Consider the following 14,567-nt stretch of genomic DNA (forward strand, 5'->3'; position numbering starts at 1 on the left):
CGCACCCGCATGACCGAGCCCTGGGTCCCGAGCCTGCGCGAGCTCGAGCGGCGCCGGGTACGACGTCAGCAGCGCGCCCGCTCGATCCTGGTCTCGTCGCTGGCCATCGCGCTGGTCTTCGCCGGCCTCGCGACGGTCGTGGTCAGCTCACCGGGCTGGGACCGGTTCCAGGCGACGTTCTTCGACTGGCACCACGCCAAGGAGTCGTTCCCGGAGATCCGCGACGGGTTCTGGCTCAACGTCAAGCTCTTCCTGATCTGCGAGGTCGCCATCCTGGTGCTGGGCCTCGCGGTCGCCCTGGCCCGCACGGCCCGCAGCCCGCTGCTCGCGCCGTTCCGGGTCCTCGCGGTGGGCTACGTCGACCTGTTCCGTGGCGTCCCGACCGTGCTCCTGATCCTGATGCTGGGCTTCGGCGTCCCGGCACTGAACCTCCAGGGCCTCACCGACGACCGGTACGTCTGGGCGGGGGTCGCTCTCGTGCTCTCCTACGGCGCCTACGTCGCCGAGGTCTTCCGCGCCGGCATCGACTCGATCCACCCGTCGCAGGTGGCGAGCGCCGAGGCGCTGGCGCTCAGCCGGGCACAGACGCTGCGCTTCGTCGTCGTACCCCAGGCCGTGCGCCGGGTCGCGCCGCCGCTGCTCAACGACTTCATCTCCCTGCAGAAGGACACCGCCCTGGTCTCGGTGGTGGCGGTCTTCGACGCGGTGTTCGCGGCGCGCGACTACACCGGCTACACGTTCAACTACACGCCGTACGTCGTGGTCTCGGTGTTCTTCATCGCGATCACGATCCCGCTGGCCCGGTTCACCGACTGGCTGGGCCGGCGCGCCCTCGAACGCGAGCGGGCGGGTGCGCGATGACGCCGCTGCTGGAGGTCGTCGACGTCCGCAAGTCGTACGGCGACCGCGTGGTGCTCGACGACGTGACGCTGAGCGTGCAGCCGCACGACGTCGTGTGCCTGATCGGCTCGTCGGGCTCCGGGAAGTCCACGCTGCTGCGGTGCCTCAACCTGCTGGAGGACATCGACGACGGGGTGATCCGGTTCGAGGGCCACGAGATCTCCGACCCGCGGGTCGACCCGCGCGAGGTGCGGCAGCGGATGGGGATGGTCTTCCAGGCCTACAACCTCTTCCCGCACCTGAGCGTGCTCGACAACTGCACGCTGGCGCCGCGTCGCGTGCACGGGCTGAGCCGCCGAGCCGCGGAGGACCGCGCCCGCGAGCTGCTGACGACGTTCGGCCTCTCCGAGCACGTCGACAAGCACCCCGACCGGCTCTCCGGCGGCCAGCAGCAGCGCGCGGCGCTGGTGCGCGCGCTGTGCACCCAGCCGCAGCTGCTGCTGCTCGACGAGATCACCGCGGCGCTCGACCCCGAGCTCACGGGCGAGGTGCTCGGGATCGTGCGCGACCTGGCCGACCGTGGCACCACGATGGTCCTGGCTACGCACGAGATGAGCTTCGCGCGCGAGGTCGCGACCACGGTCTGCTTCCTCAGCGAGGGCCGGATCCTCGAGCAGGGCCCGCCGGCGGAGATCTTCACCGCGCCCCGCGAGGAGCGCACCCGGCAGTTCCTGCGGCGGGTACTGCCCCAGTAGGACGGTGAGACACCCCCTGCGACCGTGACAGTCCTTCTGTCATGATCGCCCCCATGACGTACGAACTGGGCACGGGCACGGGGCCGCTGCGCGGCGTGAAGGTCGTCGAGATCGCGGGCATCGGGCCCGGGCCGCACGCGTGCATGATCCTGGCCGACCTCGGGGCCGACGTGATCCGTGTCGAGCGACCCGGAGGCCAGATGCTGGCCGGCGGCGCGACGATGCTGCTCAACCGCGGGCGCCCGAGCGTCGCGCTCAACCTCAAGGACCCCGAGGCGGTCGCAACCGTGCTCGAGCTGGTGCGCACCGCCGACGTGGTCGTCGAAGGGATGCGCCCCGGCGTCACGGAGCGCCTCGGCCTCGGACCCGACGACTGCTTCGCGGTCAACGAGCGCGTGGTCTACGGCCGGATGACCGGCTGGGGCCAGACCGGCCCGCTGGCCACCGCGGCCGGGCACGACATGAACTACATCGCGATCACCGGCGCCCTGCACGGCATGGGCCAGGACCCCGCCCGCCCGCACTTCCCGAGCAACCTCGTGGGCGACTTCGGCGGCGGCTCGACGTACCTCGTCATCGGGATCCTCGCCGCCCTGCTCGAGGCGAGGATCTCCGGCAAGGGCCAGGTGATCGACGCCGCGATCGTCGACGGCACCGCCCACCTCAACGCGATGACCGCGGCGTTCCTCGCCAGCGGTGGCTTCAAGGAGGAGCGCGGCGTCAACATGCTCGACGGCGGCGTGCCGTTCTACGACATCTACGAGACCTCCGACGGCAAGCACCTGTCGGTCGGCGCGCTGGAGCCGCAGTTCTTCGACGCGCTGGTCACGATCCTGGGCGTCAAGGACACCTGTCCCGGCCAGGGCGAACCGGACCGGTACGACGAGATGCGCGCCGTGCTCACCGAGCGCTTCGCGTCGAAGACGCAGGCCGAGTGGGTGGAGATCTTCGAGGGCACGGACGCCTGTGTCGCCGGGATCATCCCGATCAGTGAGGCCTTCGAGCACCCGCACCTCGTCGCCCGCGAGACCTTCGTGGAGAAGGACGGGATGGTCCAGCCCCAGCCCGCCCCCCGCTTCTCCCGCACCACGCCCACCCTCGGCCTGCCCCCGTCCCGCGAGGCCGGCCAGCACACCCGCGAGGCCCTCACCGCCTGGGGCGTCCCCGACGTCGACGGCCTCATCGAACGCGGCGTCGCCGTCCAGGTCTGAGCCCCCCGGATAGCCTGCGGCCCATGAGCATCGAGCACGTGGACGTCCTGGTGGTCGGGGCCGGGTTGTCGGGGATCGGCGCGGCCGCCAGGCTTCGTACGGCGCACCCGGGCAGGACGGTGGCGGTGCTGGAGAGCCGGGACGCGAGCGGCGGCACCTGGGACCTGTTCAAGTACCCCGGTATCCGCTCCGACTCCGACATGTTCACGTTCGGGTTTCCCTGGCGGCCGTGGGCGAGCGACACCGCGCTGGCCGACGGGCCGCTGATCCTCGACTACCTGCGCACGGTCTCGAAGGAGTACGGCGTCGACGCGCTGATCCGCTACCGCCACCGGGTCACCGCGGCCAGCTGGGACTCCGCGACGGCGCGCTGGACCGTCGAGGTCGACCACGACGGCGAGCCGGTGACGCTGACCACGAGCTTCCTGTGGGGCTGCTCGGGCTACTACGACTTCGAGCAGGGCTACGCCCCCGATTTCCCCGGTCAGGACGGCTTCGCCGGACAGGTGGTCCACCCGCAGCACTGGCCCGAGGACCTCGACCATGCCGGCAAGCGGATCGTCGTGATCGGCAGCGGGGCCACGGCGATCACGCTGGTCCCGGCCCTGGCCGAGACCGCCGCGCACGTGACGATGCTGCAACGCTCGCCGACGTACGTCATGTCCCGCGCCGGCCGCGACCCGCTGGCCAAGCTGCTGCGACGCCTCCCGACGCGGCTGTCGTTCCCGGCCGTGCGGTGGACCAACATCCTGGTCGCGATCGGCTTCTACCAGCTCAGCCAGCGCCGGCCCGAGCTGGTGAAGAGGCTCATCCGCGGCCAGACCGAGAAGCAGTTGCCCGCAGGGATGGACGTCGACACCCACTTCAAGCCGGTCTACGACCCCTGGGACCAGCGGCTGTGCTTCGTCCCGGACGGCGACCTGTTCAAGTCACTGCGCCGCGGGACGGCGTCCGTGGTCACCGACACCATCGAGACCTTCACCGAGACCGGCATCCGGCTCACCTCCGGGCAGGAGCTCGAGGCCGACCTGGTCATCACCGCGACCGGCCTGCGGCTGCTGCCGTTCGGCGGCATCACGCTGACGGTCGACGGCGTGACCGTCGATCCGGCGAGCACGATGGCCTACAAGGCCCTGATGCTCAGCGGCGTTCCCAACTTTGCCTACACGATCGGCTACACCAATGCGTCGTGGACGCTCAAGGCCGACCTCGTCGCCGACTACGTGTGCCGCCTGCTCGCGCACCTGGAGGAGCACGGGCTGCGCATGGTCGTGCCCGAGCGCGACCCGGCGGTGCAGGAACGGCCGTTCATGGACTTCAGTGCCGGCTACGTCGTCCGGGCGCTCGACCGGCTGCCGAAGCAGGGTGACCGGGCGCCGTGGCTGCTCAAGCAGAACTACGTGACCGACGTGCGAACCATCCGCCGGGGTGAGGTGGACGACGGCGTTCTGTCGTTCACTTGAGGGACGCCCATGGGCACCCGCCCCGCGGCGTACCCACACAACCCTGGAGGTAGCGATGGGACTGGACGACAAGATCAGCAACAAGGCCGAGGACCTCGGCGGCAAGCTCAAGGAAGGCACCGGCAACGCGACCGGTGACGACGAGCTGAAGGCAGAAGGCAAGGGAGACCAGGCCTCCGCCTCGCTCAAGGACGGCGTCGAGCACGTCAAGGACGCCGCCGGCGACGTCAAGGACGCGTTCAAGAAGTAGTCCTCCTCACACCGCTGACCACCGCGCTGGCGCGCGCGGCCAGCCCGTTCACCCCTCGCCCGTAGAGTTTCGGGCGAGGGGTGATCTGTGTGCGGACGTGGCTCGAGCGATCGTTGTGGGACGTCGTCCCTCGCGACCACCGGGAGACGCCGAGGTCGATGCGCCGGCGCCAGCTGGTCACGGTCGGCTTCGTGCTGCTGGGCGCGGCGGTGCTCGGCGTCTCGATCCGGATCGAGCCCGGCAGCGTGTGGTTCTACCCCGCGACGCTGGGGCTCGCCGCCGTCTGGGCGGTCGGCGCCTTCGCGTCCGGCCCTCTCCACCTCGGCCGGATCCGGTACGGCGAGGGCTACGTCCGTCCGGTCGTGACCCCGATCGCGATCGGTCTGGCCTTCGCCGCCGTGTTCGTCGCCGGCGCCCTGATCGTGCGGCAGATCGAGCCGCTGGAGCGCCAGGTCAGCTCGGTCCTCGACTTCGCCGACCAGGGCTCGCTGCCGCTGGTGTTCGTGATCACCACCGTCAACGGTATCGCCGAGGAGCTCTTCTTCCGCGGCGCCGCCTACGCCGCCATCAAGCGACACCCGGTCGCGTGGACGACGCTGGCCTACGCCGTCGCCACGCTCGCGACCGGCAACGTGATGCTGTCGTTCGCGGCGGTGCTGCTGGGCGTGCTGGTGGGCCTGCAGCGCCGCGCCAGCGGCGGCATCCTCGCCCCGATCCTCACGCACTGCACGTGGTCGACGGTGATGCTCTTCGCGCTACCGCTTCTTTTTGGGACCTGACTCCGCGACCGCCTTGCGCACGGCCTCGGCGTAGGTCTCGGGCTCGCCCGGCACCAGCTCGAGGATCGAGTCGTCGGTGACGACCACCTCGGTGCCCATGGAGTCGATCAGGTTGCGGCCGGTGGTCACGTCGACGTTGGTGACGAACGAGATCCAGTAGGACGAGAGCTTCGGCGTCAGCACCGGCACCTTGACCACGGCGACCCGTCGCCCGTTCATGATCTCGGAGGCCTGCTGGAGCATCTCGATGTAGGTGAGCCGGTCGGCGCCGCCGATCTCGAAGACCCGGCCCAGCGCCTCCTCGCGGCCGATCACGCCGCCGAGGTAGCGCACGACGTCGGTGATCGAGATCGGCTGGGTGCGGGTGGCAGCCCACTTGGGCACGACCATCGCGGGGAGGTTCTTCACCAGCTGGCGCGTCATCTCCCACGAGATCCCGCCGGCGCCGACGACGATCGCGGCGCGCAGCACCGTCACCGGCACGCCCGCCTCGCCCAGCAGCGTCTCGACCTCGCGCCGCGAGCGCAGGTGCGCCGACAGGTCGTCGTCATCGGCACCCAGGCCGCCGAGGTAGACGATCTGCTGCACGCCGGCGTCGGCGGCCGCCTTGCCGAACGCGGTGGCCGCGGCGGCGTCCTTGGCCTCGAAGTCGTCGTCGTCCAGCGAGTGCACGAGGTAGACCGCGACCTCGACGCCGGACAGCGCCGCCTTCAGCGACTCGGGGTCGTGCACGTCTCCGCCGACCGCCTCGCCCGGACCGTCGTACTTCTCGGGACGGCGGGTCATGGCGCGCACCGTGTGTCCCTGCTCGACGAGCTCCGGCACGAGGCGGCGGCCCACGAAGCCCGTGGCTCCGGTGACGAGGACGGTGGTCATGCTCACACCCTAGGCAGGCCCTCCAGAAGGCTCAGCAATTCACGTCCTTCCGGTCCGGTGCCCTACTCTTTACCCAGCAGCTCGTCCAGTCTTGCCTCGAGCTCCTGCGCGGAACGGATTCACGTCTCGCCTGCGCCCCTCCCTCGTGAGGCACCGCTTCTTCTCCCGCCGCCGGCGGGACAGCTTGGTGAGACACACCAACGTAAGTGACTCCTTCCTGTGAACTCTGTTCCTACCGCCACGTCCTTTTCTGACCTGGGCGTCCCCGCCGAGCTGGTCGCCATCCTGACCAGCAACGGCATCACCGTCCCGACCCCGATCCAGGCCGCCACGCTGCCCGACTCGCTCGCCGGCCGGGACGTCCTCGGCCGCGGCCGCACCGGCTCCGGCAAGACCTACGCCTTCCTGCTCCCGATGATCGCCCGGCTCACCGACAGCGGCCGCCGCGCGGCGCCCAAGTCGCCCCGCGCACTGATCCTCGCGCCGACCCGCGAGCTCGTCGGCCAGATCCACCAGGCCCTCCAGCCGCTCGCACAGGCCGCCGGCTTCACCACGATGACCGTCTTCGGCGGCGTCGGCCAGAACCCGCAGGTCCAGTCGTTCCGCAAGGGCGTCGACATCGTCGTCGCCTGCCCGGGCCGCCTCGAGGACCTCATGCAGCAGGGCCACTGCGAGCTCGGCTCCATCGAGGTCACCGTGCTCGACGAGGCCGACCACATGGCCGACCTCGGGTTCCTGCCCTCCGTGCGCCGGATCATGGACAAGACCCCGCAGTCGGGCCAGCGCCTGCTCTTCTCGGCCACGCTCGACAAGGCGATCGACGTCCTCGTCAAGCGCTTCCTGCACAGCCCGCGGGTCCACGAGGCCGACTCGGCGCAGTCGCCGATCTCGACCATGGACCACCACGTGCTGCACGTCGCCCGCGAGAACCGGATCTCCGTCCTGGTCGACCTGACCAGCGCGCCGGGCCGCACCGTCGTCTTCACCCGCACCAAGCACGGCGCCAAGGCGCTCGCCCGCCAGCTCAACAAGTCGGGCGTCCCGTCGGTCGACCTGCACGGCAACCTCAGCCAGAACGCGCGCACGCGCAACATGGAGATGTTCCACTCCGGCAAGGCCACGACCCTGGTCGCGACCGACATCGCCGCGCGCGGCATCCACGTCGACGACGTGGCCCTCGTCGTGCACGCCGACCCGCCCATGGAGCACAAGGCCTACCTGCACCGCTCGGGCCGCACGGCGCGCGCCGGTGCCGCTGGCACGGTCATCACGTTGATGACCGACGACCAGGTACGCGACGTACGCCAGCTGACCCGCGCGGCCGGCATCAAGCCGACCACCACGCGCATCGACAACGCGTCGCACCCGATGCTCGCCACCCTCGCCCCCGGTGCCCGCACCGTGGTCGTCGGCGGCATCGAGCTCGACCGTCCCGAGGGCACCTCGCGTCCCTCCGGTGGCGGTGGCGGCGGTGGCCGACGCTCCGGTGGCGGTGGCCGCTCCGGTGGTCAGTCCTCCGGCGGCGGTCGCAACCGCGGCCGCGGCGGCTCGGGCTCCGGCTCGGCCAAGGCCGCGCCCAAGGCGGCCGCCAAGTCCGGCGGTCGCTCCGGCGGCGGGCGCTCGCGCGGTGCTACCTCGACCTCGTCGGGCGGCAGCCACAGCGCGGCGTCGTTCAGCGGTCGTCGCTGACCGCTCCCAGACTCAACGCCCGTCACCTGCTCTCGCCAGCAGGAGGCGGGCGTTGTCTGTATGGCGCGGCCGGCGCGCTAGTCGCGCCCAGCGGCCTTGCGCTGGATGTTCTCGCGCTTGGTCTCGTCCATGCCGGCCTCGTAGGCCGACACCAGGCTCGCGATCGACAGCGGCTTGAGCCGCTCGACCACGGCCTGCACGGTCTCGGGGGAGGCCCCGGACTCCAGGTAGACCGGCCACACCATCCGGCGGAACACGTCGTACAGCTCGTGGGCGATCTCGCGGCCGTGACGGCGGTAGATCTCGCCGGCAGCGCGGGCGGCCTCGAGCGGGTAGCCCAGGTCGAGCACGTCGAGGCCCACCGTGAGCTGTGACAGCGCCACCTCGTAGGTGCGCCTGCCGACGGGGACCGCGATGCCCATCGCGTCCAGGACCTCCAGGTCCTCCTCGGTGAACCTGCGGTCGCAGCGCTGCTCGAGCTCGGCCAGGGACAGCTGCACCGGTCGGTCGGCCTGCCAGGGGGCGAGCATCGAGCGGCGCAGCGCGATGTCCTCGGGGCTGGCGGCGTCGGGGATGCCCGCGACGTAGCGCTCGATCGCGGAGAGCGTGAAGCCGTGGCTCTGGAGCTCGCGGACCAGCTCGAGCCTGGCCACGTGGTCGGGCGTGTAGTAGCCGGAGCGACCTCGTCGGATGGGGGGCGGGACCAGGCCCTTGGTCGTGTAGAAGCGCACGTTGCGCACGCTCATGCCCACCCGGTTGGTCAGCTCCTCGAGGGTGAGGAGGCCGTCGGTGCCCGTGTTGCTCACAGCGCTGGTCACGTGCCCTCCCTCCCGAGGTGAGTCAGGCCACATCCTGACCGGTCTTTCGATACTGACAGTAATGATGTCACAATCACCAGGTCTCTTTCGCAACACCCAGAACCACTTACACCGAGGACGGTCATGGCAGAAGCATTCGTGTACGACCACATCCGTACGCCGCGCGGCAGGGGCAAGGCCAACGGCTCCCTGCACGAGGTCAAGCCCGTCGACCTCGCCGTCGGGCTGATCCAGGCGGTCCAGGACCGCAACCCCTCGCTCGACCCCAACCGCATCGACGACGTCGTACTGGGTGTCGTGTCCCCGATCGGCGACCAGGGCGGCGACATCGCCAAGACCGCGGCGCTCGCCGCCGGCCTGCCCGACACCGTGGCCGGCGTCCAGCTCAACCGCTTCTGCGCCTCCGGTCTCGAGGCCGTCAACCAGGCCGCCTCCCGGGTGCGCGGCGGCTTCGAGGACCTGATCCTCGCCGGTGGCGTCGAGTCGATGAGCCGCGTGCCCATGGGCTCCGACGGTGGCGCGTGGGCCTCCGACCCCGCCACCGCCTTCAAGGCCGGCTTCGTGCCGCAGGGCATCGGCGCCGACCTGATCGCCACGATCGAGGGCTGGTCGCGTGAGGACGTCGACGCGTTCGCCGCCGAGTCTCACCACCGTGCCGCGAAGGCCTGGGCCAACGGCTACTTCTCCGACGCCGTCATCCCGGTCCGCGACATCAACGGCCTGGCCGTGCTCGAGCACGACGAGACGATCCGCCCCGACACCAGCGTCGAGGGCCTGGCCGGCCTCAAGCCGAGCTTCGCCGGGATCGGCGCCGACGCCGGCTTCGACGACGTGGCGCTCGAGAAGTACCACTGGATCGAGAAGATCAACCACGTCCACCACGCCGGCAACTCGTCGGGCATCGTCGACGGCGCCGCGCTGATGGCGATCGGCTCCGAGCAGGTCGGCACCGACCTGGGCCTGACCCCTCGGGCGCGGATCATCGCCACCGCCGTCTCCGGCGCCGACCCGGTCATCATGCTCACCGGCCCCGCCCCGGCGGCCCGCAAGGCGCTGGCCAAGGCCGGCCTCAGCGTCGAGGACATCGACCTGTTCGAGATCAACGAGGCGTTCGCCGCGGTGGCGATGCGCTTCATGCGCGACATGGGCATCAACGACGAGATCACCAACGTCAACGGCGGCGCGATCGCGATGGGCCACCCGCTCGGCGCGACCGGCGCGATGATCCTCGGCACGCTCATCGACGAGCTCCAGCGCCGGGACCTGCGCCGCGGCCTCGCCACGCTCTGCGTCGGCGGCGGCATGGGCATCGCCACCATCGTCGAGCTCGTCTGAGCCTCCACCACCTCACTCTCGAACTTCCAGCGAAGGACACCGACTTGAGCACCACGACCGAGACTGCTGTGCACTACGAGCGCGATGCCGACGGCATCGTGACGCTGACCCTCGACGACCCGTCGTCGAGCGCCAACACCATGAACGAGCTCTACATCTCCTCGATGAAGACCGCCGTCGACCGCCTGTACGACGAGGTGGACGACGTCACGGGCGTGGTCGTCGCCAGCGCGAAGAAGACCTTCTTCGCCGGCGGCAACCTGAAGTCCATGGTCCAGGCGACCAAGGACGACGCCGCGTCGGTCTTCGAGCTCGCCGAGAACGTGAAGGCCGGCCTGCGCCGCCTGGAGAAGTTCCCCCGCCCCGTCGTCGCCGCCATCAACGGCGCCGCGCTGGGTGGCGGCTTCGAGATCGCGCTCGCCACCAACCACCGCATCGTCGTCGACGACTCGTCGGTCAAGCTCGGCCTTCCCGAGTCCAGCCTGGGACTGCTGCCCGGCGGCGGCGGCGTCACCCGCATCGTGCGCCTGCTCGGCATCCAGTCGGGCCTGATGGACGTGCTGCTCCAGGGCACGCAGTTCAACCCCTCGTCCGCCAAGGAGAAGGGCCTGGTCGACGACCTCGTCGCCACCCGCGAGGAGCTGGTCCCGGCCGCGAAGGCGTGGATCAAGGCCAACCCTGAGGCGGCCCAGAACCCGTGGGACGCCCCGGGCTACAAGATGCCCGGTGGTACGCCGAAGTCCCCGGCGCTGGCGGGCTTCCTGCCGGCGTTCCCGGCGCTGCTGCGCAAGCAGACCAAGGGCGCCCTCTACCCCGCCGCCCGCGCGATCCTCAGCGCCGCGGTCGAGGGCGCGCAGGTCGACTTCGACACCGCCTCGCGCATCGAGTCGCGCTACCTGACCAACCTGATCGTCAACCAGGGCTCGAAGAACATGATCCAGGCGTTCTTCTTCGACCTCCAGGCGATCAACTCCGGCTCGCTGCGCCCGCAGGGCATCGAGCCGTTCAAGGCCACCAAGGTGGGGGTCCTCGGCGCCGGCATGATGGGCGCCGGCATCGCCTACTCCTGTGCTCGCGCCGGCATGGAGGTCGTGCTCAAGGACGTCTCCGACGAGAACGCCGCGAAGGGCAAGGACTACAGCGAGAAGCTGCTCGACAAGGCGATCTCGCGCGGCAAGAGCACCGAGGAGAAGAAGGCCGAGCTGCTCGGTCGGATCACGGCCACGGCCGACCCGTCCGCACTGACCGGCTGCGACCTCGTGATCGAGGCCGTCTTCGAGGACCCGTCCCTGAAGGCCAAGGTCTTCGCCGAGGTGGCGCCGTACGTCAACGACGACGCGCTCCTGTGCTCCAACACCTCGACGCTGCCGATCACCGAGCTCGCCGAAGGTGTGGACCGGCCGAAGGACTTCATCGGCCTGCACTTCTTCTCGCCCGTGGACAAGATGCCGCTGGTCGAGATCATCAAGGGTGCCGAGACCTCCGACGTGGCGCTGGCGAAGGCCTACGACGTGGTCCAGCAGATCCGCAAGACCCCGATCGTGGTCAACGACAGCCGCGGCTTCTACACGTCGCGGGTCATCGGGTTCATGGTCAACGAGGGCATGGCGATGCTCGCGGAGGGCGTGCAGCCCTACACGATCGAGCGGGCCACCACCCAGGCCGGCTACCCGGCTCCGGTGCTTCAGCTCTCCGACGAGCTCAACCTCGAGCTGATGGCCAAGATCGCCAAGGCGACCCGTGAGGCCGCCGAGCGCGAGGGCACTCCGGCCCCCGAGCACCCCGGCACCAAGGTCGTCGACACCATGCTCGAGGCCGGCCGCGCCGGTCGCCTGCGTGGCGCCGGCTTCTACGACTACGACGAGTCGGGCAAGCGCCAGTCGATCTGGACCGGCCTGTCGGAGCTGTTCCCGCTCGCGGACGAGCAGCCGCCGCTCCAGGACGTCAAGGACCGGATGCTGTTCGCCGAGGCGCTCGAGACCGCCAAGTGCTTCGAGGAGGGCGTCATCACCTCCGCCGCGGCGGCCAACATCGGCTCGATCATGGGCATCGGCTTCCCGCCGATGACTGGTGGTGCGGCGCAGTTCATGACCGGCTACGAGCCCAGCCCGGATTCTGGGGCGAACGGCACCATCGGCCTGTCCGCGTTCGTGGCCCGGGCCGACGAGCTGGCCGCCAAGTACGGCGACCGGTTCCTCGCCACGTCCTACCTGCGCGACCTCGCCTCCTCGGGCGGTTCCTTCCCTGCCTGAGCGCGTGTAGATGTTGACCCGCCCGAAACTTTCGGGCGGGTCAACGTTGTTTGCGGTGAGTTTCGGGCGGGTCGGCAAGGATGGGGTGGTGAGCCCCCCGCTTCCCCCCATGGTCGACGTGCGCGGTCTCCACGTGCGCTTCGGCGAGGTGGAGGCGGTGGCCGGCATCGACCTCCAGGCGTACGCCGGCCAGGCGACGGCGCTGCTCGGGCGCAACGGCGCCGGCAAGTCGACGACCATGCGGGTGCTGGCCGGGGTGGTGCCGCCGAGCGCGGGCACGGTCCTGGTGGCCGGCCACGACGTCCGCACCGAGACGCTGCGCGCCAAGCAGGCGGTCGGCTACTGCCCCGACGTCGGCGGTCTCGTCCCGCGGGCCACGCCCTGGGAGCACCTCCAGCTGTCCGCGCGGCTGCGGCGCATGGACGACTGGGAGACCCCTGCGCGCGACCTGCTCGAGCGCTTCGAGCTGGGCGACGTCGCGCACCGGGTCACGGCCGGCTTCTCGCACGGCATGGGCCGCCGGCTCTCGGTGATCCTCGCGGCGCTGCACGCACCCGACGTACTCCTGCTGGACGAGCCGTTCGACGGCGTCGACCCGATCGGCGTCGAGGCGACGTTCGACGTGATCAGCGACGCCCGCGCCCGCGGCGCCTGCGTGCTCGTCTCGACGCACCTCCGTGAGCTGGCGGTGCAGGCGTGCACCACGGTCAGCGTGCTGCGCGGCGGCTCGGCCGTGGCGACGGTCCCGTCAGGGGAGATGGCCGGCGAGGAGGGCGCTCGTGCCTATCGCGGTCTCCTCGACTAGGGCGCTGGCCGACGTCGGCCACCTGGTGCGGTTCCGCGCCGGGTCGCTGCGCCGACGGCGGCTGTCGGCCGGGGCAATGGTCGGGTTCGTCGTCGTGAGCCTCGCGGTCGCGGTCCTGCCCGGGCTGTTCCCGGACGCCGGCGCCGACGACGGCTGGGCGCTGGACCTCCTGCTGCTGCTGCCGACCATGCTCACCGGCTTCCTTGCCCTCGCCATCGTGTCGGCGACGGCCTCGGGCGGCGGTCGCGAGCTGATCGCGCGCGACCCGGGGTCGATCCACCCGATCAGCCCCACGACCGACCATCTCGGCGCGTTGCTGCTCGTGCCGCTCAACATCGCCTGGCTGCTCCAGGCCTGGACCCTGGTCGGCGTCACGTCGTACGCCCTCGGCACCGACGCCGCGCTCCCGCAGGCCCAGCTGATCGTGGTGCTGTGGCTGCTGGCCACGACGGCGGTCGCCCAGGTGGTGGCCTGGACGATCGAGGTCGTCCGGCGGGTTCGGCACGGCATCGCGTGGGTGCGCGGGATCGGGGTCGCCCTGCTCGGCGTGGCCGTGGCGCTGCACCTGACCGCCAACCTGGTCCCGGTCTTCGACCGGCTGCCGACCCGCTGGTTCGTGGTCGGCATGGTCAGCGACTCCGCCCCGCGGACCGCGCTCACGGCCGTGGTGCTGCTGGTCGCCTTCCTGGCCGCCACCGCGCTGGGAGCCGTCCCCGCCCACCTCGCCGCCCACCGTCCCCCTCGGGACGAGCAGGACGTCGAGACCGGCCACTACGCCGCCCGGGGCCGGCCGCGCTCCGAGCTGACCGCCCTCGTGCGCACCGACCGCGCGTCCGTCTGGCGCGCAGTGCCCATGCGCCGCGGAGTCGCCGTCCTCGCGCTGGCGCCCGGCCTGGTCGCCCTGGCCGGTGGCCTGCCGTGGGAGCAGCTGACCATCCTGCCCGGCCTGGTCGGCTCGGGTGGGGCCCTGCTGTGGGGCGTCAACGCGTGGTGCCTCGACGGCCGCGGCGGGCTCTGGCGCGAGAGCCTGCCGGTCCCACCGGGCGTGGTCTTCGACGCCCGCGCCTACGTGCTCGCCGAGTTCCTGCTCGTCGCGTCGCTGGTCACGGTCGCCCTGGGCGCCGTCCGCGCCGGGGTGCCGTCGGTCGCCGAGCTCACCGCCCTGCTCTGCACCGTGGTCGTCGTGACGGTGCAGGTCGTCGCGGCCGGCCTGCGCTGGTCGGAGCAGCGGCCGTTCGCGGTCGACCTCCGCTCGGCCCGCGCCACCCCCGCGCCGCCGGTCGTGATGGTCGGCTACTCCGCACGCCTCGCCCTCAGCACCACCCTCACCGGCCTGACCTTCTCGGTCCTGGCGCGGGTGCCGGAGTGGCAGGTGTCGGTGCTGGTCGCCGTACCCTTCCTCGCCTGGTCGACCGCGCGCCTGCTGCGCACCCGCCGGCTCTGGGTCGACCCCGTCGCCCGAGCGCGCGTGGTCACCGCCGTCGCGGTCTAGCG

Annotated in this window: 13 protein-coding genes; 11 read left to right on the top strand and 2 right to left on the bottom strand. The window is 71.1% G+C overall.

Annotation, left to right across the window (positions count from 1 at the left end; genetic code table 11):
* Nucleotides 1-9: 9 nt before the first annotated feature.
* From BLR90_RS11550 to BLR90_RS11575, 6 genes are all read left to right on the top strand, one after another.
* Nucleotides 10-861: an amino acid ABC transporter permease gene (locus BLR90_RS11550; protein ID WP_091025367.1), complete on the top strand. Its 852-nt coding sequence runs from the start codon at nt 10-12 to the stop codon at nt 859-861.
* Nucleotides 858-1,595, top strand: a complete 738-nt coding sequence (locus BLR90_RS11555; protein ID WP_091025368.1) for an amino acid ABC transporter ATP-binding protein — start codon at nt 858-860, stop codon at nt 1,593-1,595. The genes BLR90_RS11550 and BLR90_RS11555 overlap by 4 nt, the downstream gene beginning before the upstream one ends.
* A 53-nt stretch (nt 1,596-1,648) precedes the next feature.
* A complete protein-coding gene (locus tag BLR90_RS11560; protein WP_091025369.1) occupies nt 1,649-2,806 on the top strand; it encodes a CaiB/BaiF CoA transferase family protein in 1,158 nt (385 codons plus the stop codon).
* Nucleotides 2,807-2,829: 23 nt separating this feature from the next.
* Complete coding sequence (locus BLR90_RS11565; protein WP_091025370.1) at nt 2,830-4,269, top strand: flavin-containing monooxygenase; 1,440 nt, start codon at nt 2,830-2,832, stop codon at nt 4,267-4,269.
* 55 nt (nt 4,270-4,324) lie between these two features.
* Entirely contained in the window at nt 4,325-4,519 is a 195-nt protein-coding gene (locus BLR90_RS11570) for a CsbD family protein (RefSeq protein WP_091025371.1), read from the top strand.
* A gap of 158 nt (nt 4,520-4,677) precedes the next feature.
* Nucleotides 4,678-5,298: a CPBP family intramembrane glutamic endopeptidase gene (locus tag BLR90_RS11575; protein ID WP_091025372.1), complete on the top strand. Its 621-nt coding sequence runs from the start codon at nt 4,678-4,680 to the stop codon at nt 5,296-5,298.
* Here the strand turns inward: BLR90_RS11575 and BLR90_RS11580 are convergent.
* Complete coding sequence (locus BLR90_RS11580; RefSeq protein WP_091025373.1) at nt 5,275-6,174, bottom strand: NAD(P)H-binding protein; 900 nt, start codon at nt 6,172-6,174, stop codon at nt 5,275-5,277. The two genes, BLR90_RS11575 and BLR90_RS11580, sit on opposite strands and share 24 nt — an antisense overlap.
* Nucleotides 6,175-6,393: 219 nt before the next feature.
* On the opposite strand from BLR90_RS11580, the gene BLR90_RS11585 reads away from it, so the two are divergent.
* Nucleotides 6,394-7,863 carry a DEAD/DEAH box helicase gene (locus tag BLR90_RS11585; RefSeq protein WP_091025374.1) on the top strand — a complete coding sequence of 490 codons (1,470 nt, stop codon included), beginning with the start codon at nt 6,394-6,396 and terminating at the stop codon, nt 7,861-7,863.
* A 77-nt stretch (nt 7,864-7,940) separates the two neighbouring features.
* Here BLR90_RS11585 and BLR90_RS11590 read toward each other — a convergent pair whose 3' ends face one another.
* The gene (locus BLR90_RS11590; RefSeq protein ID WP_245715268.1) at nt 7,941-8,681 is read right to left on the bottom strand and encodes a MerR family transcriptional regulator; all 741 of its coding nucleotides are present in this window, start codon (nt 8,679-8,681) and stop codon (nt 7,941-7,943) included.
* Nucleotides 8,682-8,804: 123 nt separating this feature from the next.
* Here BLR90_RS11590 and BLR90_RS11595 point away from each other — a divergent pair, with 123 nt between their 5' ends.
* From BLR90_RS11595 to BLR90_RS11610, 4 genes are all read left to right on the top strand, one after another.
* A complete protein-coding gene (locus tag BLR90_RS11595; RefSeq protein WP_091025376.1) occupies nt 8,805-10,016 on the top strand; it encodes an acetyl-CoA C-acetyltransferase in 1,212 nt (403 codons plus the stop codon).
* A gap of 44 nt (nt 10,017-10,060) precedes the next feature.
* Entirely contained in the window at nt 10,061-12,268 is a 2,208-nt protein-coding gene (locus BLR90_RS11600) for a 3-hydroxyacyl-CoA dehydrogenase NAD-binding domain-containing protein (protein WP_245715269.1), read from the top strand.
* 88 nt (nt 12,269-12,356) lie between these two features.
* A complete protein-coding gene (locus BLR90_RS11605) occupies nt 12,357-13,073 on the top strand; it encodes an ABC transporter ATP-binding protein (protein ID WP_245715270.1) in 717 nt (238 codons plus the stop codon).
* The gene (locus BLR90_RS11610; protein WP_143016196.1) at nt 13,048-14,565 is read left to right on the top strand and encodes a hypothetical protein; all 1,518 of its coding nucleotides are present in this window, start codon (nt 13,048-13,050) and stop codon (nt 14,563-14,565) included. Before BLR90_RS11605 ends, BLR90_RS11610 begins: the two co-directional genes overlap by 26 nt.
* The last annotated feature ends 2 nt before the right edge of the window (nt 14,566-14,567 follow it).

It is taken from the genome of Nocardioides szechwanensis (assembly GCF_900103935.1).
Lineage (GTDB): Bacteria > Actinomycetota > Actinomycetes > Propionibacteriales > Nocardioidaceae > Nocardioides > Nocardioides szechwanensis.